At 57.8% G+C, this 18,605-nt stretch carries 24 protein-coding genes; 17 read left to right on the plus strand and 7 right to left on the minus strand.

What is annotated here, in order from left to right:
- Positions 1 to 135: 135 nt before the first annotated feature.
- A complete protein-coding gene (locus KGB28_RS26055; RefSeq protein ID WP_223448436.1) occupies positions 136 to 591 on the plus strand; it encodes a DUF2214 family protein in 456 nt (151 codons plus the stop codon).
- Between the two features lie 186 nt (positions 592 to 777).
- Here the strand turns inward: KGB28_RS26055 and csrA are convergent, their stop codons facing one another.
- The gene (gene csrA / locus KGB28_RS26060; protein WP_053161267.1) at positions 778 to 969 is read right to left on the minus strand and encodes a carbon storage regulator CsrA; all 192 of its coding nucleotides are present in this window, start codon (positions 967 to 969) and stop codon (positions 778 to 780) included.
- A 250-nt stretch (positions 970 to 1,219) separates the two neighbouring features.
- On the opposite strand from csrA, the gene KGB28_RS26065 reads away from it, so the two are divergent.
- A complete protein-coding gene (locus KGB28_RS26065) occupies positions 1,220 to 1,585 on the plus strand; it encodes an SPOR domain-containing protein (RefSeq protein ID WP_223448437.1) in 366 nt (121 codons plus the stop codon).
- An 85-nt stretch (positions 1,586 to 1,670) separates the two neighbouring features.
- Here KGB28_RS26065 and KGB28_RS26070 read toward each other — a convergent pair whose 3' ends face one another.
- The 3 genes from KGB28_RS26070 to KGB28_RS26080 all read right to left on the minus strand — a co-directional run bounded on the left by KGB28_RS26070 (position 1,671) and on the right by KGB28_RS26080 (position 3,905).
- The gene (locus KGB28_RS26070; RefSeq protein WP_223448438.1) at positions 1,671 to 2,360 is read right to left on the minus strand and encodes an endonuclease; all 690 of its coding nucleotides are present in this window, start codon (positions 2,358 to 2,360) and stop codon (positions 1,671 to 1,673) included.
- 4 nt (positions 2,361 to 2,364) lie between these two features.
- Positions 2,365 to 2,634, minus strand: a complete 270-nt coding sequence (locus KGB28_RS26075; RefSeq protein ID WP_223448439.1) for a DUF1654 domain-containing protein — start codon at positions 2,632 to 2,634, stop codon at positions 2,365 to 2,367.
- Positions 2,635 to 2,816: 182 nt separating this feature from the next.
- Positions 2,817 to 3,905: an asparaginase gene (locus KGB28_RS26080; protein ID WP_223448440.1), complete on the minus strand. Its 1,089-nt coding sequence runs from the start codon at positions 3,903 to 3,905 to the stop codon at positions 2,817 to 2,819.
- Positions 3,906 to 4,255: 350 nt separating this feature from the next.
- Between KGB28_RS26080 and KGB28_RS26085 the strand changes: the two genes are divergently transcribed.
- The 8 genes from KGB28_RS26085 (at position 4,256) to KGB28_RS26120 (ending at position 11,937) form a co-directional block, all read left to right on the plus strand.
- Positions 4,256 to 4,717 carry a hypothetical protein gene (locus KGB28_RS26085; RefSeq protein ID WP_223448441.1) on the plus strand — a complete coding sequence of 154 codons (462 nt, stop codon included), beginning with the start codon at positions 4,256 to 4,258 and terminating at the stop codon, positions 4,715 to 4,717.
- 192 nt (positions 4,718 to 4,909) lie between these two features.
- Complete coding sequence (locus KGB28_RS26090; RefSeq protein ID WP_223448442.1) at positions 4,910 to 5,866, plus strand: sugar ABC transporter substrate-binding protein; 957 nt, start codon at positions 4,910 to 4,912, stop codon at positions 5,864 to 5,866.
- Between the two features lie 55 nt (positions 5,867 to 5,921).
- Positions 5,922 to 7,475, plus strand: coding sequence for a sugar ABC transporter ATP-binding protein (locus KGB28_RS26095; RefSeq protein WP_223448443.1), 1,554 nt, complete (start codon positions 5,922 to 5,924; stop codon positions 7,473 to 7,475).
- Positions 7,472 to 8,449 (plus strand): ABC transporter permease, encoded by a 978-nt coding sequence (locus KGB28_RS26100; protein ID WP_223448444.1) that lies wholly within the window; start codon positions 7,472 to 7,474, stop codon positions 8,447 to 8,449. The genes KGB28_RS26095 and KGB28_RS26100 overlap by 4 nt, the downstream gene beginning before the upstream one ends.
- A gap of 3 nt (positions 8,450 to 8,452) precedes the next feature.
- The gene (locus KGB28_RS26105) at positions 8,453 to 9,472 is read left to right on the plus strand and encodes a LacI family DNA-binding transcriptional regulator (RefSeq protein ID WP_223448445.1); all 1,020 of its coding nucleotides are present in this window, start codon (positions 8,453 to 8,455) and stop codon (positions 9,470 to 9,472) included.
- 74 nt (positions 9,473 to 9,546) lie between these two features.
- On the plus strand, positions 9,547 to 10,464 hold the full coding sequence (gene rbsK, locus KGB28_RS26110) for a ribokinase (protein WP_223448446.1): 918 nt from the start codon (positions 9,547 to 9,549) through the stop codon (positions 10,462 to 10,464).
- Positions 10,461 to 10,865, plus strand: a complete 405-nt coding sequence (rbsD, locus tag KGB28_RS26115; protein ID WP_223448447.1) for a D-ribose pyranase — start codon at positions 10,461 to 10,463, stop codon at positions 10,863 to 10,865. The genes rbsK and rbsD overlap by 4 nt, the downstream gene beginning before the upstream one ends.
- Before the next feature lie 94 nt (positions 10,866 to 10,959).
- The gene (locus tag KGB28_RS26120) at positions 10,960 to 11,937 is read left to right on the plus strand and encodes a nucleoside hydrolase (protein ID WP_411740603.1); all 978 of its coding nucleotides are present in this window, start codon (positions 10,960 to 10,962) and stop codon (positions 11,935 to 11,937) included.
- Between the two features lie 43 nt (positions 11,938 to 11,980).
- Here the strand turns inward: KGB28_RS26120 and KGB28_RS26125 are convergent, their stop codons facing one another.
- Positions 11,981 to 12,172 carry a hypothetical protein gene (locus KGB28_RS26125; protein ID WP_150752671.1) on the minus strand — a complete coding sequence of 64 codons (192 nt, stop codon included), beginning with the start codon at positions 12,170 to 12,172 and terminating at the stop codon, positions 11,981 to 11,983.
- A gap of 132 nt (positions 12,173 to 12,304) precedes the next feature.
- On the opposite strand from KGB28_RS26125, the gene KGB28_RS26130 reads away from it, so the two are divergent.
- Complete coding sequence (locus tag KGB28_RS26130) at positions 12,305 to 12,610, plus strand: hypothetical protein (protein ID WP_223448448.1); 306 nt, start codon at positions 12,305 to 12,307, stop codon at positions 12,608 to 12,610.
- 165 nt (positions 12,611 to 12,775) lie between these two features.
- The gene (locus tag KGB28_RS26135; RefSeq protein ID WP_223448449.1) at positions 12,776 to 13,096 is read left to right on the plus strand and encodes an I78 family peptidase inhibitor; all 321 of its coding nucleotides are present in this window, start codon (positions 12,776 to 12,778) and stop codon (positions 13,094 to 13,096) included.
- 70 nt (positions 13,097 to 13,166) lie between these two features.
- Here the strand turns inward: KGB28_RS26135 and KGB28_RS26140 are convergent, their stop codons facing one another.
- Together KGB28_RS26140 and KGB28_RS26145 are read right to left on the minus strand one after the other, a co-directional pair.
- Complete coding sequence (locus KGB28_RS26140) at positions 13,167 to 13,379, minus strand: cold-shock protein (protein WP_003179963.1); 213 nt, start codon at positions 13,377 to 13,379, stop codon at positions 13,167 to 13,169.
- 292 nt (positions 13,380 to 13,671) lie between these two features.
- Positions 13,672 to 13,974: a hypothetical protein gene (locus KGB28_RS26145; RefSeq protein ID WP_223448450.1), complete on the minus strand. Its 303-nt coding sequence runs from the start codon at positions 13,972 to 13,974 to the stop codon at positions 13,672 to 13,674.
- Between the two features lie 375 nt (positions 13,975 to 14,349).
- On the opposite strand from KGB28_RS26145, the gene thrS reads away from it, so the two are divergent.
- From thrS to pheS, 5 genes are all read left to right on the plus strand, one after another.
- Complete coding sequence (gene thrS, locus KGB28_RS26150) at positions 14,350 to 16,272, plus strand: threonine--tRNA ligase (RefSeq protein WP_046041582.1); 1,923 nt, start codon at positions 14,350 to 14,352, stop codon at positions 16,270 to 16,272.
- On the plus strand, positions 16,272 to 16,823 hold the full coding sequence (gene infC / locus KGB28_RS26155; protein ID WP_172668659.1) for a translation initiation factor IF-3: 552 nt from the start codon (positions 16,272 to 16,274) through the stop codon (positions 16,821 to 16,823). The genes thrS and infC overlap by 1 nt, the downstream gene beginning before the upstream one ends.
- Positions 16,824 to 16,883: 60 nt before the next feature.
- On the plus strand, positions 16,884 to 17,078 hold the full coding sequence (rpmI, locus tag KGB28_RS26160; protein WP_002553160.1) for a 50S ribosomal protein L35: 195 nt from the start codon (positions 16,884 to 16,886) through the stop codon (positions 17,076 to 17,078).
- Positions 17,079 to 17,106: 28 nt separating this feature from the next.
- Positions 17,107 to 17,463: a 50S ribosomal protein L20 gene (rplT, locus tag KGB28_RS26165; RefSeq protein WP_223448451.1), complete on the plus strand. Its 357-nt coding sequence runs from the start codon at positions 17,107 to 17,109 to the stop codon at positions 17,461 to 17,463.
- A 109-nt stretch (positions 17,464 to 17,572) separates the two neighbouring features.
- Positions 17,573 to 18,589, plus strand: a complete 1,017-nt coding sequence (gene pheS / locus KGB28_RS26170; protein ID WP_007975711.1) for a phenylalanine--tRNA ligase subunit alpha — start codon at positions 17,573 to 17,575, stop codon at positions 18,587 to 18,589.
- The last annotated feature ends 16 nt before the right edge of the window (positions 18,590 to 18,605 follow it).

Below are 18,605 nucleotides of genomic sequence, written 5' to 3' on the forward strand. Positions count from 1 at the left end.
CAATGCCAGCGCAGTGGAGTCTAGTTGGTCTGTCATTTTGTGTTCCGGACATTGTCCACAGATGCCGTGCAAGCAGCCATTTCATGGGCTACTACTGACAGGCTCATACAACTTCGACCTGGCAGGAGTTTCTCGATGCTGACTCACTGGTTTCTGGCGGCGGTTCATCTTCTGGCTTTGGCCTTGGGATTTTGGGCGGTGTTGGTTCGAGGCACGGCTTTTCGGCGTTTGGCCGACGGGGCGGCACAAGTGCGCAGTGTTCTGATGGCGGACAATATCTGGGGTATTTCAGCTGTCGTTTTACTGATCAGTGGGGGGGTGCGAGCCTTTGGCGGGTACGAGAAAGGCACGGACTATTACCTGCATCAGCCGCTGTTTCATCTGAAGATGACGCTGTTCGTCCTGATCTTGCTGCTGGAAGTTGCACCCATGGTGACGCTGATCAAGTGGCGGATAGCGCTTGGCCGTAAAGTGGCGATCGATACCGGACGTGCGAAGCTGTTTGCACGGATCAGTCATATCGAGGCGTTGCTGGTGCTGCTGATGGTAGTGGCGGCGACTGGCATGGCACGTGGCGTGATGCTTGGTTAACCACGCAGCGAACGCGTCCTTCCCTGGGGTAAACCAGAAACGTCTGACAGCAAAAGAGTGGAGCTTGCCGCTAGTATCGGCCCCTGGGGTTTGAGTGGGGGGCGCAAGCGGAGGGCGATGGGGTGATGAATCTTTAGCCAGCCGTGGTTCCGGGCTGAACGGGCTGGCTACTGACTGCAGCAGAATTCAGGGTTGCGGCTTTTCCGGGGCGGTGAGGCCGGCCTGAATACGCTGATAAATTTCTTCACGATGCACTGCAACGTCCTTCGGGGCGTTGATGCCGATCCTGACTTGCTGGCCGCTTACGCCCAGGATGGTGATCGTAATGTCATCACCAATGTTTATGCTTTCACCGACTTTGCGGGTGAGTATCAGCATGGTCTTCTCCTTGATTGCTTTGTGGGGCACCTGATTCGGACAGTGCAGAGGTCGGTGGTATGTATAGATTAGTGCGAAGTCTCACGGTTTGGGTGCCTCTTTCTGACGCGCAGACGCGGCATTAATTCCCAAGGCGTAACTATACAGAGGCCGCAACCATCAATCTCGTTGTTTTGAGCCCATTTTACGGCACTCGCGAAGTATTCATGGATGTTAAAATCTCCGCTTTATGCATTTGGAGGGAAGCGTCGTGCGCAAAATGGTTTTGGTAATCGCGATATTGGCACTGGCGGGATGTGGTGAGGGCAGCAGTGTGGATGCGCCGAAGCCTAAGCCGGCCATGGCTGTGGTATCCGCGCCAGTGTCCGGCCCGCAATGGGATCTTGAAGTGCGAGGTGAAACCCCTCAAGCGGTCAGCGATCTGAGTGGCTGGCTGATCGAACACAGCTTCATGTCCAGCGTCGTCAAGGAGAATGGAAATACCCGAGTCCTGATGGGGCCGTTCAATTCGAAAGCCGAAGCCGAAGCCAAGCAGGATGAAGTCCGCGCGGCGCTCACTCGCGCGAAGAAGCAGAACATCGAATTGCTGGTGCTTGAGCGTCCGGTCGCTCAATAACGTTCTGTAGCGCAGACGTTGAAGAAACAAAAAAAGGCCTCGGGGTGTTTGGCTCCGAGGCCTTTTTTGTTTCATTGACCTGGATTCAACCGCAGGCCTTCATGTCTACCGGGCCGACGAACTCGTTGCCGCGTCCCATGACGCACCCCACGCTCTGGTTGCGTTGGCGCTCCCAGGCCTGTACCGGATAGGTCTTGTCCCAGGCTTCATACAGTTGCCGATCCTGTTTCGACAGGCGCAAGCCGTATTGCTTGCTCATGTAGAAGTAGGTCCGGGCGATCATGCCGCGAATGGAAGGGCGGGGCATGACTTTCTTTGCCTTGAAGTCGACCTGGGTCAGGCAGGAACCATATTGCCCCGACTGCTCGGGCAGCCAGCCGAAACTGAAGTTGCTGCGATCGCCATTGACCTCGCCAATGCTGGGCACCAGGTTGTGCAAATCAGCCTCGGCCTTCTGGTAAACCGGGTCGTAGCGGGTGCAGTTCTTGCGGCCGCCCTGTTGCCAGCACTGGCGTTGATGGCCGATTTGCCAGGCCGGAACAATATGCTCCCACTCGATGCGGGCTGCGCGTTTGGCATTTTTACGTGGCACATAACCGCAGGCGGCAAGGTTCACCCGGTTGCCGGTGTACTTGCAACCACAGTAAAACTCGGTGGATTGGGGGGCGTAGAGCTTCCACGCCACCTTTTTCGCTTCGGTGAAGGTGCGCGGGGCGTCGGCTTGCGCGCCCACGACAAAAAACAGGAACAGTAAAGCAAACCAGCGGGCACTCATCGACTCAATCTTCCTTCGGCAAGACCCAGAAAATCTGCACGCCGCCATCGTCGCGATAGGCGAGGGTGACGTTGTCGTTCTCGTCGATTTCTTCCAGCAAGCGTTCCCACTCATCCATCGGTTCGTCAGGCAGGCGGAAGATCAAAGCTGCCCTGGCCTTTTGTGCGGTGGGAGAGTTGATGATTTTCTGAACGCGCAGGCCCATGCGTACATAGGTGTCAGGAGAGACAGAGGTGGTGTCCACGGAATTATCCTTATTAAGCTGTACGTGCATACAGTATTTAACTGTAGGCCATTTCGCAACTGCTTAAAAAACAAGAAAACCCTCTGACAGCGGTTTGTTCCGTTTGGCGTAAGACGAAGGGAGTTTTTTTGTCAGATCCGGCGGCAGTCACTCGCCAAGGCTGGCGAATGGCGCACGGGGTGCCCGACCGGATCCGGTCGGGCGAGGGCGAATCAGTATTCCCAGAACATCCGTTGCAGTTCTTTGCTGTCATTGGTTTTGGTCAACGCGACCATCGCCAGGATCCGCGCCTTTTGCGGGTTCAGGTCGTGAGCCACGACCCAGTCGTATTTATCGTCAGGCTGTTCGGCGTTGCGCAATACAAAACCGCCAGCGTTGACGTGGGAGGAGCGAATGATCTGCACGCCGTCCTTGCGCAGGGCTTGCAGGGTCGGGACCACCCGCGACGATACCGAGCCATTGCCGGTGCCAGCGTGGATGATGGCTTTGGCGCCCGATTGAGCCAGGGCCTTGTAGGCGGTATCGCTGACGTTGCCGTAGGAATAGGCGATCTCGACGTCAGGCAGGCTCTTGATGGTCTTGATGTCGAACTCGGAATCCATGGTGTGACGCTTGGCTGGCAAGCGGAACCAGTAGGATTTGCCTTCTACTACCATGCCCAGCGGACCCCAGGCGCTTTTAAACGCTTCGGTCTTGATGTTGATCATTTTGCTGACGTCGCGACCCGACTGGATTTCATCGTTCATGGTCACCAGCACACCTTTGCCCCGCGCGTCTTTGCTGCTGGCCACGGCCACCGCGTTGTACAGGTTCAGCATGCCATCGGCGGACATCGCGGTGCCCGGGCGCATGGAGCCCACGACGATGATCGGCTTCTCGGTTTTTTCCACCAGGTTCAGGAAGTATGCGGTTTCTTCCAGGGTGTCGGTGCCGTGGGTGATCACGATGCCATCGACGTCTTTGCTGTCGGCCAGTTCGGCTACGCGGCGACCCAGTTGCAGCAAGTTCTCGTTGGTGATGCTTTCGGAGGCGATTTGCATGACCTGTTCACCGCGAACGTTAGCCAGTTGGCTCAGTTCTGGAACGCCGGCGATCAACTGTTCAATGCCGACTTTCGCCGCTTGATAGGTCGCGCTGTTGGCGGCGCTGGCGCCCGCGCCGGCAATGGTGCCGCCCGTGGCCAGGATTACCACGTTGGCCAGTTTCTGTTGGGTTTCGGCTTCTTTGGCCTGAAGGGCAGTGGGCAGAAGCAGCAGGAGGGCCAAGGCGCCCGGAACAAAGGTCTTGAGTGCAGATATCATTATTTTTCTCTTCTAGTTGTGAGGCGGTGCAGATGCAAGTTCATCTAGATGCGCCCCAGACGAATCTGAACGCTGGGGTGTGAGGGGAAGAGCAGGATCTGTACCAGTAATACTCTGAATCGAAAAACACGCTTAAGTTAATGATTTGTAATGGTATTGCTGTTTGTGTCCGGTGTGATTTGGAGTCTGGGTGTTCGGATTGCCGAACAAATGCAGCTTTTGCGTTCGGCTCTCCGAAACGGATTGCAGTTCTGTTTAAGATTTCAACGCGTCAAATCATCAGTAACCATTCAAGAAACACCCGCGTCGGTCGATGCTCCTTCAAGGGATCTTTTTCTGCAGGAGTTCACATGTCGTTATCTATTGGCTTCCCAAATGCCGCGGGCATCACCATCGGGGGAAAGGCTGCGACGACTATTCGTGATTTAGGCGATGCGACAGCTGATGCGGCTGCTCAAACGCCGGGTGCAAAGGACAGCGACGGCATCCAGGTCAAAACGGGCCCGGTAGGTCTGGGAGAAAGTGCCGGCGCACAGGCCGAATCGCAAACCGGCGATAACACCAGTGTCACGGTGAAGGTCTTGCTCAAGCGTCTGAAGGAGCTGCAGCAGCAATTGCGCGAGCAACAGCAGCAACTGGCGCAAGCCCAGGCAGCGTCCTATCCGACTCCGCAAGCCAAGACCACCGCGGTAGCGGCCATTCAAGGACAAGTTGCCGACACCAACGGCGCCATCCTGCAAGTGAGCGCGAGCCTGATCAAAGAACTGGCCAAGGGTTCTGGCACGGGATCGGTGGTCAACACCACGGCATGAACTGAATGCCGTTTTTCGCTAAATATCCGTGAAAGCACTTTTCCGGTCGTTGACAAATACCGGCAGGGTTCGCATAGTTTTGTTCACGCAAACGTTTGCGCGACGCCAGTGATGACTTTTCATCGCGCTGGGTCGTGAAGCTTACGTCAGCGCAAGCGTTGCTCACAATAATCATAAGATCGGAGTGAACCCATGAAGCTGCCATTCGCTGGACGTCTTCTCGCTGTCGCTATGCTGGCTGCCGCATCCGCTGCATTGCCTGTCTCCTCGGCTTTTGCTGAAACCACTGAAAAGCCGAAAGTCGCACTGGTCATGAAATCCCTGGCCAATGAGTTCTTCCTGACCATGGAAGACGGCGCCAAGGCCTACCAGAAAGATCACTCCGGCGAATTCGAGCTCATCTCCAACGGTATCAAGGATGAAACCGACACCGCAGGCCAGACGCGCATCGTCGAGCAAATGATCCTGGCCAAGGTCAACGCTCTGGTGATTGCGCCGGCGGACTCCAAAGCCATGGTCCCGGTGATCAAGAAAGCCATCGATGCCGGTATCACCGTGATCAACATCGACAACCAGTTGGACCCCGCCGTCGTCAAAAGCAAAAACATCAATGTTCCGTTCGTAGGTCCGGACAACCGCAAGGGCGCGCGGCTGGTGGGGGATTACCTGGCCAAACAGCTGAAGGCCGGTGACGAGGTCGGCATCATCGAAGGTGTGTCCACCACCACCAATGCCCAGCAGCGCACAGCGGGATTCAAGGATGCGATGGAGGCGGCGCAGATCAAGGTCGTGTCCCTGCAATCCGGTGACTGGGAGATCGACAAGGGCAACAAGGTAGCCGCGTCGATTCTCAGCGAATACCCGCAAACCAAGGCCCTGTTGGCCGGCAACGACAGCATGGCGGTCGGTGCGGTATCCGCGGTGCGCGCCGCGGGCAAGGCCGGCAAGGTGCAAGTGGTCGGCTACGACAACATCAATGCCATCCAGCCAATGCTCAAGGACGGTCGCGTGCTGGCCACCGCGGACCAGTTTGCGGCCAAACAGGCGGTGTTCGGCATCGAGACTGCATTGAAGATTCTCAAGGGCGAGCAGGTCGACGGCGGCGCCAATGGCGTGATCGAAACGCCGGTAGAGCTGGTCACCAAGTAGCCTTCTGGCGACGTAACGGCGCTCGTCCAGCCGGACGCGCGCATGGAGAGTTTTTATGTCAGTTTGCGCTCCGAACGCTGTCCTCTCGGTCAGCGGTATCGGCAAGACCTACGCCCAACCGGTTCTTACCGGCATCGACCTGACGCTCATGCGCGGGGAAGTGCTGGCGTTGACCGGCGAGAACGGTGCAGGCAAAAGCACACTTTCGAAGATTATTGGCGGGCTGGTCACGCCGACCACCGGCCAGATGCAGTTTCAGGGGCAGGACTATCGTCCGGGTAGTCGGGCTCAGGCTGAAGCGCTGGGTATCCGCATGGTCATGCAGGAACTCAATCTGCTGCCGACCTTGTCGGTGGCGGAAAACCTGTTTCTCGACAACCTGCCCAGCAAAGGTGGCTGGATCAGTCGCAAGCAGTTGCGCAAGGCTGCCATCGAGGCCATGGCGCATGTCGGGCTCGACGCCATTGACCCGGACACCCTGGTCGGCGAACTGGGCATCGGCCACCAGCAAATGGTCGAGATCGCCCGCAACCTGATTGGCGATTGTCATGTGCTGATTCTCGACGAGCCGACCGCGATGCTCACTGCCCGTGAAGTCGAAATGCTGTTCGAGCAGATCACCCGCCTGCAGGCTCGTGGCGTATCGATCATCTACATCTCCCATCGCCTCGAAGAGCTGGCGCGGGTCGCGCAACGCATTGCCGTGCTGCGCGATGGCAACCTGGTTTGTGTCGAGCCGATGGCCAACTACAACAGTGAGCAACTGGTTACCTTGATGGTCGGGCGCGAACTTGGCGAACACATCGATATGGGGGCGCGCAAGATCGGCGCTCCGGTGTTGACGGTCAAGGGCCTGAACCGTGCCGACAAGGTTCGCGACGTGTCGTTCGAAGTCCGTGCCGGAGAGATTTTCGGCATTTCCGGTTTGATCGGCGCGGGGCGCACCGAGTTGTTGCGCCTGATCTTCGGTGCCGATATTGCCGACAGCGGCACGATTGCCCTGGGTTCGCCGGCGCAGGTCATCAATGTGCGTTCGCCGGTGGATGCGGTCGGGCATGGCATCGCGTTGATCACTGAAGATCGCAAGGGCGAAGGCCTTTTGTTGACACAGTCGATCGGCGCCAATATCGCCTTGGGCAACATGCCCGGCATCTCCAGTGCGGGCTTTGTCGACAACGATGGCGAAAACGCCTTGGCCCAGCGTCAGATCGATGCCATGCGCATTCGCAGTTCCGGTCCGGCACAGTTGGTGTCCGAGCTGTCCGGCGGTAATCAGCAGAAGGTCGTCATCGGCCGTTGGCTGGAACGCGATTGCTCGGTACTGCTGTTCGACGAGCCGACCCGCGGCATCGACGTCGGCGCCAAGTTCGATATCTACAACCTGCTCGGCGAATTGACCCGCCAGGGCAAGGCGCTGGTGGTGGTCTCCAGCGACTTGCGCGAGCTGATGCTGATCTGCGACCGGATCGGCGTGCTGTCGGCGGGGCGCCTGATCGATACCTTCGATCGCGACAGCTGGACCCAGGATGAGTTGCTCGCCGCTGCTTTCGCCGGCTACCAAAAACGTGATGCGCAGCTCTTTGAAGCCGCGCCTAGGGATCTTCCATGAAAACCGCTTCTTTCGCCGGCAATCGCAGTGGCAACTTCTACGGCCTGGGCACCTATCTGGGGCTGGCAGGTGCCTTGTTGGCGATGATCGTGCTGTTCTCGGTGCTGAGCAGTCATTTTCTGTCCTACGATACTTTCAGCACCCTGGCCAACCAGATTCCGGACCTGATGGTGCTGGCGGTCGGCATGACCTTTGTGTTGATCATCGGTGGCATCGACCTGTCGGTTGGCTCGGTGCTGGCCCTGGCGGCTTCGACCGTGAGCGTGGCGATGCTTGGCTGGGGCTGGGGCGTGCTGCCGGCAGCGCTGCTGGGTATGGCTGTCGCGGCGCTCGCCGGTACCGTCACCGGCTCGATCACGGTGGCGTGGCGGATTCCGTCGTTCATCGTGTCCCTGGGCGTGCTGGAAATGGCTCGCGGTGTGGCGTACCAGATGACCGGTTCGCGTACGGCCTACATTGGCGATGCGTTCGCCTGGTTGTCCAATCCGATTGCCTTCGGCATTTCGCCGTCGTTCATCATCGCGTTGCTGATCATTTTCATCGCCCAGGCCGTATTGACCCGCACGGTGTTCGGTCGCTACCTGATCGGTATCGGCACCAACGAAGAGGCCGTGCGGCTGGCGGGGATTAATCCGAAGCCTTACAAAATCCTGGTCTTCAGCCTGATGGGGTTGCTGGCCGGTATTGCCGCGTTGTTCCAGATTTCTCGCCTGGAAGCCGCCGACCCGAATGCCGGTTCCGGCCTTGAGTTGCAGGTGATCGCAGCCGTCGTGATCGGTGGCACCAGCCTGATGGGCGGGCGCGGTTCGGTGATCAGCACGTTTTTTGGCGTCCTGATCATTTCCGTGCTGGCCGCGGGGCTGGCGCAGATCGGGGCAACCGAGCCGACCAAACGCATCATTACCGGCGCGGTGATCGTGGTGGCGGTGGTGCTGGATACTTATCGCAGTCAACGCGCAAGCCGGCGGACCTGAGTCATGGCGACTATCAAAGATGTGGCAGCCCTTGCCGGCATTTCCTACACCACGGTTTCCCATGTGGTGAACAAGACCCGCCCGGTCAGTGAAGAAGTCCGGATCAAGGTCGAGGCGGCAATCCAGACCCTCGACTACGTCCCCAGCGCGGTGGCCCGTTCGCTCAAGGCCAAGACCACGGCGACAATCGGCCTGTTGGTGCCCAACAGCCTCAACCCGTATTTCGCCGAACTGGCCCGGGGTATCGAGGATTACTGCGAGCGAAACGGTTACTGCGTCATCCTGTGCAACTCCGACGACAATCCGGACAAGCAGCGCAGCTACCTGCGTGTGCTGCTGGAAAAACGCATCGACGGCCTGATTGTCGCCTCGGCCGGTGGCGACAGTGGCTTGGCACAAGGCCTGAAAGGCGTCCGCACTCCGATGGTGATCGTCGACCGCGGACTGGACGGTGTCGATGCGGACCTGGTGCGCATCGACCATGAATACGGCGCGTATCTGGCGACCCGGCACCTGCTGGAGTTGGGGCACCGGGATATCGCGACGATCAGTGGGCCGGAAAACACCAGTGTGGCGCAGATGCGTCTGGCGGGTTATCGCCGGGCCTTGAAGGAGGCGGGCGTCGAAGTCTCTCCCGAGCGCATGCTGGAAAGCGATTTCACCAGCACCGGCGGTTACAGTGCCGCCGCGATTCTGCTGGAAAGCAATCCGCCTAGCGCCATTTTTGCCGCCAACGACATGATCGGCATCGGCGTGCTACGGGCCGCCGCCGAGCGCAACATTCGCGTGCCGAGCGAGTTGTCGGTGATCGGCTTCGACGATATCCAGATGAGTCGCTATGTCTACCCGTCGTTGACCACGGTCGGGCAATCGATCCTGCAACTCGGCGAAATGGCCGCCGAAGTGCTTTTACGGCGAATCGCCACGCCGGGCCTGGCGACCGATCAGCGGATCGTGACGCCGAGTATCGTCATGCGCGAATCGACGGCGCCGCTGGCCGGCGTGTTTGCCCAATTCCGTTGAAACAAAAAGCCGTTGAAAACAGAAAGCCGCTGAATCAAAAGCGCCGCCGAAACAGAATCGATGAGTAGCAATGTATGCCAGCAAAAGTAGTGGTAATAGGCAGTTTGAACATGGACCTGGTGACCCGGGCACCACGCTTGCCCAAGGGCGGTGAAACGCTGATTGGTCAGTCGTTTACCACCGTCTCCGGCGGCAAGGGCGCCAATCAGGCCGTGGCTGCGGCGCGCCTGGGAGCCCAGGTCTCGATGATCGGCTGCGTGGGCAATGACGCTTATGGTGAGGCGCTGCGCGGGGCGCTGTTGGCCGAGCAGATCGATTGCCAGGCGGTGAGCACCGTTGACGGTTCCAGCGGCGTGGCGTTGATTGTGGTCGACGACAGCAGTCAGAACAGCATCGTGATCGTCCCCGGTGCCAACGGGGCGTTGACTGCTGAAGCCATTGACCGTTTTGATTCGGTGATACGCGCGGCGGACGTGCTCATCTGTCAGCTGGAAGTGCCCGATGCTTCTGTTGGCCATGCGCTCAAGCGCGGCCGCGAACTGGGCAAGACAGTTATCCTCAACCCGGCACCGGCCAGCCGTCCGCTGCCAGCGGACTGGTACGCGTCTATCGATTACCTGATTCCCAACGAGAGCGAAGCGTCGGCCCTGAGCGGACTGTCGGTGGACTCCCTGGACACCGCGCAAGCGGCGGCGACGCGCCTGATTGCCCTGGGCGCCGGCAAGGTGATCATCACCCTCGGTGCGCAAGGCTCGCTGTTTGCCGATGGCCAACGCTTCGAACATTTCCCGGCGCCCGTGGTAAAGGCGGTCGATACCACGGCGGCCGGCGATACGTTTGTGGGCGGTTTCGCCGCGGCGCTGGCCGTGGGTAAGGATGAGGCACAGGCGATCCGCTTCGGACAGGTGGCCGCGGCGCTGTCGGTCACCCGTGCCGGCGCGCAACCGTCGATTCCCGCCTTGAGTGATGTACAGGCGTTTAAAATTCCATGAAAAAGACACCCCTGCTCAACATTGCGCTGTCGCGGCTGATCGCTTCATTGGGGCATGGCGACCTGGTCGTCATCGGGGATGCGGGGCTGCCGGTTCCTCCGGGCGTTGAATTGATCGACCTGGCCTTGACCCATGGCATTCCGGATTTTGTCAGCACCTTGAAGGTCGTGCTCAGCGAGATGCAGGTCGAAAGCCATGTGCTGGCTCAGGAAGTCTTCGATAAAAAGCCGTCGGCCCTGGTCGCGCTGGAAGAGCTGAACGGCGAAGGCGCGTTGGGTCGGCGTGAAGTGCTTACCCATGAACAATTCAAGGTCCTGAGCCGACAAGCGAAGGCGATTGTTCGTACAGGCGAGTGCCAGCCGTACTGCAACATTGTGCTGGTCGCCGGCGTTACGTTTTGACTGGTTGTCCGCGTTTTGATGTCCCTGGCACAAGGAGTGCTCCCCGTATCGCTATGCTTAGAAACTGCACCCATTGCACCGGAGTCTGCTGCTTTTGTCCCTGATTACCGCAACCAACGCCCTGGCGGCACCAAAGATCGACCTGATCATCGACACCGATCCGGGGGCTGACGACGTTGTTGCGCTGTTGTTCGCCCTGGCGTCGCCGGACGAGCTGAATGTCTGCGCATTGACCACCGTTGCCGGCAACGTTCGCCTGGACAAGACCTCGCGCAATGCGCGATTGGCCCGGGAGTGGGCGGGGCGCGAAGAGGTCCCGGTCTATGCGGGGGCGCCCAAACCCCTGATGCGCACACCTATATACGCCGAGGACATTCATGGCAAGGAAGGATTGTCGTGCATTGCCGTGCATGAGCCCAGGCAAGGCCTGGCCAAGGGCAGCGCCATCACCTACCTGATCGATACCCTGAAATCGGCCAGGCCCCACAGCATTACCATCGCCATGCTAGGCCCACAGACCAACCTGGCCCTGGCGCTGATCCAGGAGCCGGGTATCGTTCAGGGCATCAAGGAAGTGGTGGTCATGGGCGGTGCGCACTTCAACGGCGGCAACATCACACCGGTGGCCGAGTTCAACCTGTTCGCCGACCCGCAAGCGGCCGAAGTGGTGCTCAACAGTGGCGTGAAGCTGACCTACCTGTCGCTGGATGTGACCCACAAGGTCCTTACCAGCGAAGCACGCCTGAACCGGATTGCCGCGCTGAATAACAACGCCAGCCGATTGGTGAGCGACATTCTCAATGAGTACATCAAGGGCGACATGGAGCACTACGGTCTTCCAGGCGGCCCGGTGCATGACGCCACGGTTGTCGCTTATCTGCTCAAGCCGCAATTGTTCAGCGGTCGCTCGGTCAACGTGGTGGTCGACAGCCGCGAGGGACCGACCTTTGGACAAACCATCGTCGACTGGTATGACGGCTTGAAAGCGCCAAAGAACGCCTTTTGGGTAGAAAGCGGCGACGCCCAGGGCTTCTTCGATCTGCTGACCGAGCGCCTGGCCCGCCTGAAGTAAGCATCATCTCCTGCAGGTGGTTTTACTCCCTCGCGCTAACCGCTTAGGTCTTTTGATCCGATAGGTGTTTCTCGAAAATCTGCTCGATGAACGATTGGGCGGCTTCGGTTCCAAGGTCCCTGACCAGCAGGTCGATACCGATAATGGCGAGCTCTTCCGTGCTGCCTGGGCTGTAGGAGCTGTGGCCGTCTTGCCACTTGGCCTTGATGTCAGCGTCGATGCTTACGGTGGTCATGATGGCGCTCGTGAGGTCGGGGAAGTCTGAGTGCCGAGTTAACCATTTTGCGGGGCTTTTGACACCTCGACTTAGGCATGAAAGGAGGGCTGTGCGACACTTGGTCTCTGACGAATATTCAAGGAATGCGCTGTGCAGATCGATTTGAACTCCCCGGATGGCCTGACCCTTGAGGCGGTGCGTCAGTTGCTGGCCAGCGCCAGTGACGATGAGCACACCCAGTTGCGGGTCACCAAAGGCGGCATTGCCTACATCTCCTCGGGTGTCGTGGGCGGCACCGATATCGACGGGTTGTTGTTCCGGCTCGAAACCTGGGCCAAGGGCTCAGGCTATGTCGGGCGGGTCGCAGCCAGCGATGAAGTCTGGGTCATGCAAATCTTCAATGCCTTGAAAGAGAACTGGCCCAATCCACCTTTCGACTATATCGACATCTATTGAGCGTTTTTCATATTCAGTCACGATTCAATGATTAAGGGCAGGGCGGCGCTCAGGCAGAATCGCGGCTCGTCCGGATCATGGGCAGGGTGCCAGTGCTCCCTGTGAAACCAAACGTCAGTCTGGTTGTCGCACGATCTCAGCTCAATCATTGAAAAAGGAGGCTTCATGCCTTGGAAGCTCGCGTCATTGGGTACTTTGTTGGCCGTTGCCACGCTGGCCGGTTGCAGCACTGCCTCTACGGAGCCGGCAACAACGGATGTTGCGACGACTGACACGGGTCACAGTCGCTGTGAGGCAAAGGCTGCCGAGTTCACCATCGGTAAACAGGCATCGCCGCAGCTGCTCGAGCAGGCGCGTACCCGCGCAGGCGCGCAAAGTGCACGGTTCCTGCTGCCAACCGATATGGTGACGCTGGAGTACCGTTCCGATCGCCTGAACCTGAACACCGATGCCAGCCGGGTAGTGACCCGCGTCAACTGCGGTTGATCGCCCGGCTTTTGTTTCACCCATAAAAAACCCCGTCACATGGACGGGGTTTTTTTAGTGCGCCTGGAAATTACTCTGGGCGAACTTGAGCAGCTTGCATACCCTTTTGGCCTTTCTCAGCCACGAAGGAAACAGTCTGGCCTTCTTTCAGGCTTTTGAAACCGTCGCTTTCGATAGCTTTGAAGTGTACGAACAGGTCGTCACCGCCACCTTGAGGAGTGATGAAGCCGAAGCCTTTTTCATCGTTGAACCATTTAACGGTGCCGGTTTGGCGATTAGACATGGTGTATCTCCAAGAAACATATATTTTCAGTAGTACTGTGCTGCTCAGGCCAACTGGGCACACCCGGGTATCATAGTCGAAATGTTCGCTTTGGGAGCCCCCCGGACGCACTGTTTGCCATCCAGTCGTGTTTTCTTTGTGTCCTTTAGCGGCTGAAAGCCCCGTTCTATAAGGCTTACGGCCGAAAGTTAAGGCGATAAAAAAAGCTGAAAAACCTGAATAAATTGTACGAAAGGACCTGTTTCAGCAGCTTTTTAACAGTATTTCAGGGGCTGAAAGCGCGGTGGCGAGCTTATTTTTGCTCTTTTTTGGTGGCCTTGCAGGCTGCAATTTTGCTCAGTGCCTGTTGCTTCAATGTGTCGCTGGCCGTGTTGTTCATCAGGGCCTGAATATCGGCGGCAGGGTACGATTTGATAGCATCGGCACCGCAGGCGCAGTGGGATTTCGCTGCTGGCGTACCAATCTTCTCGGCAGCGGCAGGAACGCACTGAGCCATGTATTTCTCTCGTTCGCCTTTCGGCCATTCTGCGTGGGCGACCAGTGGCAGCAGGAGAATGACGGGGGCGACTACTGCGAACAAACGATTCAGACGCATGCTGAGATACTCCTTGTGGGTCAAACATCTTGTTATCTGAGGGGGAGAGTGCGCTTCAAGTTCAGCACTCTGGCATAAAAACAGCCAATTTACCCTGCCGCAAAACCTGCGCACCGTGGCAACCGTTCATCTGTGCTAGCATGCGTGGCTCGGGCGTTTGCAGGCTCCGACGGACCCTCAGTCCCGGTGGCGGCAGATGCACGATTAACCCTGATTTGAATCCCAGTCACTCTGGTTCGGTTTCCCGGTTGGCCGCAAGGCTCCTGCCGCTGTAAGGCAGGCGTTCGTCATTGAACGGCCTGGACCGGATCTTGTACTGGCTCATCCCAACCCACGTGACCTTTGGTAGGGGTCACCACTAGGAGAGGAGGCGCCATGCCAACTATTACTCTTCCCGACGGCAGTCAACGTTCATTCGATCACCCGGTTTCCGTAGCCGAGGTCGCCGCATCCATCGGTGCTGGCCTGGCCAAGGCCACCGTTGCCGGCAAGGTCGATGGCAAGCTGGTCGACGCCAGCGACATCATCGACAGCGACGCGTCGCTGCAAATCATCACGCCAAAGGATGAAGAGGGGCTGGAGATCATTCGCCACTCTTGCGCCCACCTGGTTGGCCATGCGGTCAAGCAGTTGTACCCGACCGCCAAAATGGTCATCGGTCCGGTCATCGACGAAGGTTTCTATTACGACATCGCCTTCGAGCGTCCTTTCACCCCGGACGACCTGGCCGCCATCGAACAGCGCATGCAGCAGCTGATCGAAAAAGATTACGACGTGATCAAGAAAGTCACTCCGCGCGCCGAAGTGATCGAAGTGTTCAAGGCCCGTGGCGAAGACTACAAGTTGCGCCTGGTCGAAGACATGCCGAACGAGCAGGCCATGGGCCTGTACTATCACGAAGAATACGTCGACATGTGCCGCGGTCCGCACGTGCCGAACACCCGCTTCCTGAAATCCTTCAAGCTGACCAAGCTGTCCGGCGCCTACTGGCGCGGTGATGCCAAGAACGAGCAATTGCAGCGCGTCTACGGCACCGCATGGGCGGACAAGAAGCAACTGGCGGCTTACATCCAGCGCATTGAAGAAGCCGAAAAGCGCGACCACCGCAAGATCGGCAAGCGCCTGGGCCTGTTCCACACCCAGGAAGAGTCGCCGGGCATGGTGTTCTGGCACCCGAACGGCTGGACTTTGTACCAGGTGCTTGAGCAGTACATGCGCAAGGTTCAGCGCGACAACGGTTATCTCGAAATCAAGACGCCGCAAGTCGTTGACCGCAGCCTGTGGGAGAAATCCGGGCACTGGGCCAATTACGCCGACAACATGTTCACCACCCAGTCGGAAAACCGCGACTACGCGATCAAGCCAATGAACTGCCCTTGCCACGTGCAGGTGTTCAACCAGGGCCTGAAAAGCTACCGCGAACTGCCGATGCGCCTGGCCGAGTTCGGTGCATGCCACCGTAACGAGCCATCGGGTGCCTTGCACGGCATCATGCGCGTGCGCGCGTTCACTCAGGACGACGCCCACATCTTCTGCACCGAAGAGCAGATGCAGGCCGAATCCGCCGCGTTTATCAAGCTGACCATGGACGTCTACGCCGATTTCGGCTTTAAAGATGTCGAGATGAAGCTGTCCACTCGTCCGGAAAAACGCGTAGGTTCCGACGAACTTTGGGATCGCGCTGAAGCTGCACTGGCCGCAGCCCTTGATAGCGCGGGCCTGCCGTACGATCTGCAGCCGGGCGAGGGTGCGTTCTACGGTCCGAAGATCGAGTTCTCGCTGAAAGATTGCCTCGGTCGCGTCTGGCAATGTGGTACCCTGCAGCTCGATTTTAACCTGCCTGTCCGTCTGGGAGCCGAATACGTCTCCGAAGACAATAGCCGCAAGCACCCGGTCATGTTGCACCGGGCGATCCTGGGGTCCTTCGAACGTTTCGTCGGAATTCTGATCGAGCACTACGAGGGTGCATTCCCTGCGTGGCTGGCGCCGACCCAGGCAGTGGTGATGAATATCACTGATAAACAGGCCGATTTTGCCGCTGAAGTTGAAAAAACCCTCAACGAAAGCGGATTTCGTGCCAAGTCTGACTTGAGAAATGAAAAGATCGGCTTTAAAATCCGCGAGCATACTTTGCTCAAGGTTCCTTATCTCTTGGTTATCGGAGATCGGGAAGTCGAGATGCAGACTGTCGCTGTGCGTACTCGTGAAGGTGCTGACCTGGGCTCGATGCCCGTCGCCCAGTTCGCTGAGTTTCTCGCGCAAGCGGTTTCCCGGCGTGGTCGCCCAGATTCGGAGTAATTATTATTAAGCGTGAAATGAGACAAGATAAACGAGCTGCACCGAAAGCCCCGATCAACGAGAATATCTCGGCACGCGAGGTTCGGTTAATTGGGGCTGAAGGTGAACAGCTTGGGATTGTGTCAATTGAAGACGCGCTTCTTAAGGCTGAAGAGGCCAAGCTGGATCTGGTGGAAATTTCCGCCGATGCAGTACCCCCTGTTTGCAAACTGATGGACTACGGCAAATCGATCTTCGAAAAGAAGAAGCAGGTTGCCGCGGCCAAGAAAAACCAGAAGCAGATTCAGGTTAAAGAAATCAAGTTTCGTCCAGGGACGGAGGAAGGGGATTACCAGGTAAAACTGCGCAACCTGGTACGTTTCCTGAGTGATGGGGACAGGGCCAAGGTATCCTTGCGATTCCGCGGCCGTGAGATGGCCCACCAGGAGCTGGGGATGGAACTCCTCAAGCGAGTTGAAGGTGACTTGCTCGAGTACGGTTCGGTCGAACAGCATCCTAAGATGGAAGGACGCCAGCTGATCATGGTCATCGCCCCGAAAAAGAAGAAGTAATCAACAGGGCACGGCAGGCCTTCTGATTATGTTTATCAACTGAATGCGGAGTATCCGAACATGCCAAAAATGAAGACCAAAAGTGGTGCTGCTAAGCGGTTTCTGAAAACTGCTAACGGTATCAAGCACAAGCACGCTTTCAAGAGCCACATCCTGACCAAAATGTCGACCAAGCGTAAGCGTCAACTGCGCGGTAGCAGCTTGCTGCATCCGTCTGACGTGGCAAAAGTCGAGCGCATGCTGCGCCTTCGTTAATTTTAGTCAAGAATAGAGGAAGTAACTCATGGCTCGTGTAAAGCGTGGCGTCATTGCCCGTAAGCGTCACAAAAAAATTCTGAAACTTGCTAAAGGCTACTACGGCGCACGCTCCCGCGTATTCCGTGTTGCCAAGCAAGCGGTAATCAAGGCAGGCCAATACGCCTACCGTGACCGTCGTCAGAAAAAACGTCAGTTCCGCGCTCTGTGGATCGCTCGTATCAACGCTGGTGCTCGTATCAACGGTCTGTCCTACAGCCGTTTCATCGCCGGCCTGAAAAAAGCGTCCATCGAGATCGACCGTAAGGTTCTGGCTGATCTGGCAGTGAACGAAAAAGCGGCGTTTGCTGTGATTGTCGAGAAAGCTAAAGCCACCTTGGCTTAAGTACCCCCGACAGTCACCCGGCCTCGCATCTGTGGGGCCAGGTGTTAAACGTCATAAATAGGGGAAGAGCCTTCAAGCTCTTCCCCTATTTTGTATCTGGAGTCTGTACATGGAAAACCTGGATGCGCTCGTCTCTCAAGCTCTAGAGGCTGTGCAAAGCGCTGAAGATATCAATGCCCTGGAGCAAATCCGGGTTCACTACCTTGGCAAGAAGGGTGAATTGACTCAGGTGATGAAGACCCTGGGGAATTTGCCGGCAGAGGAGCGTCCGCAGGTCGGTGCGCTGATCAACGTTGCCAAGGAGCGTGTCACAGAGGTCCTCAATGCGCGCAAGGCATTGTTTGAAGAAGCCGATCTGGCTGCCAAACTCTCCGCCGAGTCCATTGACGTGACCCTGCCTGGCCGTGGTCAGACCTCCGGTGGTCTGCATCCGGTTACCCGCACTCTGGAACGTGTCGAACAGTTCTTCACCCGTATTGGCTACGGCATCGCCGAAGGCCCTGAGGTCGAAGACGACTACCACAACTTCGAAGCGCTCAACATCCCAGGCCACCACCCGGCCCGGTCGATGCATGACACCTTCTATTTCAATGCGAACATGCTGTTGCGCACCCATACCTCGCCGGTACAGGTCCGCACCATGGAGTCGAAACAGCCACCGATCCGCATCGTCTGCCCAGGCCGTGTGTACCGCAGCGACTCCGATATCACCCACTCGCCGATGTTCCACCAGGTCGAAGGCCTGCTGATCGATCGCGACATCAATTTCGCCGACCTCAAAGGCACCATCGAAGAGTTCCTGCGGGTGTTCTTCGAAAAGGAACTGGCGGTGCGTTTCCGTCCTTCGTACTTCCCGTTCACCGAGCCATCCGCTGAAGTCGACATGGAATGCGTGATGTGCAGCGGTAAAGGCTGCCGCGTCTGCAAGCAGACCGGCTGGCTGGAAGTGATGGGCTGCGGCATGGTTCACCCCAACGTGCTGCGCATGTCCGGTATCGATCCGGAAGAGTTCTCGGGCTTTGCCTTCGGCATGGGCGTAGAGCGTCTGGCCATGCTGCGTTACGGCGTGAACGACTTGCGTCTGTTCTTCGACAACGACTTGCGGTTCCTCGCGCAATTTCGCTAGTCGTAACGAATTCTTA

The sequence above is a fragment of the Pseudomonas sp. BF-R-19 genome (assembly GCF_019956445.1).
GTDB classification, from domain to species: domain Bacteria; phylum Pseudomonadota; class Gammaproteobacteria; order Pseudomonadales; family Pseudomonadaceae; genus Aquipseudomonas; species Aquipseudomonas fluorescens_BH.

Excerpts from the sequence above, each read along its gene's own strand:
- KGB28_RS26100 (WP_223448444.1), top strand. The coding sequence starts at position 7,472 with ATGAAAACCGCTTCTTTCGCCGGCAATCGCAGTGGCAACTTCTACGGC.
- KGB28_RS26085 (WP_223448441.1), top strand. The coding sequence starts at position 4,256 with ATGTCGTTATCTATTGGCTTCCCAAATGCCGCGGGCATCACCATCGGG.
- thrS (WP_046041582.1), top strand. The coding sequence starts at position 14,350 with ATGCCAACTATTACTCTTCCCGACGGCAGTCAACGTTCATTCGATCAC.
- KGB28_RS26075 (WP_223448439.1), bottom strand. The coding sequence starts at position 2,634 with ATGCACGTACAGCTTAATAAGGATAATTCCGTGGACACCACCTCTGTC.
- KGB28_RS26105 (WP_223448445.1), top strand. The coding sequence starts at position 8,453 with ATGGCGACTATCAAAGATGTGGCAGCCCTTGCCGGCATTTCCTACACC.
- KGB28_RS26080 (WP_223448440.1), bottom strand. The coding sequence starts at position 3,905 with ATGATATCTGCACTCAAGACCTTTGTTCCGGGCGCCTTGGCCCTCCTG.
- KGB28_RS26140 (WP_003179963.1), bottom strand. The coding sequence starts at position 13,379 with ATGTCTAATCGCCAAACCGGCACCGTTAAATGGTTCAACGATGAAAAA.
- rbsD (WP_223448447.1), top strand. The coding sequence starts at position 10,461 with ATGAAAAAGACACCCCTGCTCAACATTGCGCTGTCGCGGCTGATCGCT.
- KGB28_RS26135 (WP_223448449.1), top strand. The coding sequence starts at position 12,776 with ATGCCTTGGAAGCTCGCGTCATTGGGTACTTTGTTGGCCGTTGCCACG.
- KGB28_RS26095 (WP_223448443.1), top strand. The coding sequence starts at position 5,922 with ATGTCAGTTTGCGCTCCGAACGCTGTCCTCTCGGTCAGCGGTATCGGC.
- KGB28_RS26145 (WP_223448450.1), bottom strand. The coding sequence starts at position 13,974 with ATGCGTCTGAATCGTTTGTTCGCAGTAGTCGCCCCCGTCATTCTCCTG.
- pheS (WP_007975711.1), top strand. The coding sequence starts at position 17,573 with ATGGAAAACCTGGATGCGCTCGTCTCTCAAGCTCTAGAGGCTGTGCAA.
- csrA (WP_053161267.1), bottom strand. The coding sequence starts at position 969 with ATGCTGATACTCACCCGCAAAGTCGGTGAAAGCATAAACATTGGTGAT.
- KGB28_RS26090 (WP_223448442.1), top strand. The coding sequence starts at position 4,910 with ATGAAGCTGCCATTCGCTGGACGTCTTCTCGCTGTCGCTATGCTGGCT.
- rbsK (WP_223448446.1), top strand. The coding sequence starts at position 9,547 with ATGCCAGCAAAAGTAGTGGTAATAGGCAGTTTGAACATGGACCTGGTG.
- KGB28_RS26070 (WP_223448438.1), bottom strand. The coding sequence starts at position 2,360 with ATGAGTGCCCGCTGGTTTGCTTTACTGTTCCTGTTTTTTGTCGTGGGC.
- rpmI (WP_002553160.1), top strand. The coding sequence starts at position 16,884 with ATGCCAAAAATGAAGACCAAAAGTGGTGCTGCTAAGCGGTTTCTGAAA.
- KGB28_RS26125 (WP_150752671.1), bottom strand. The coding sequence starts at position 12,172 with ATGACCACCGTAAGCATCGACGCTGACATCAAGGCCAAGTGGCAAGAC.
- KGB28_RS26055 (WP_223448436.1), top strand. The coding sequence starts at position 136 with ATGCTGACTCACTGGTTTCTGGCGGCGGTTCATCTTCTGGCTTTGGCC.
- rplT (WP_223448451.1), top strand. The coding sequence starts at position 17,107 with ATGGCTCGTGTAAAGCGTGGCGTCATTGCCCGTAAGCGTCACAAAAAA.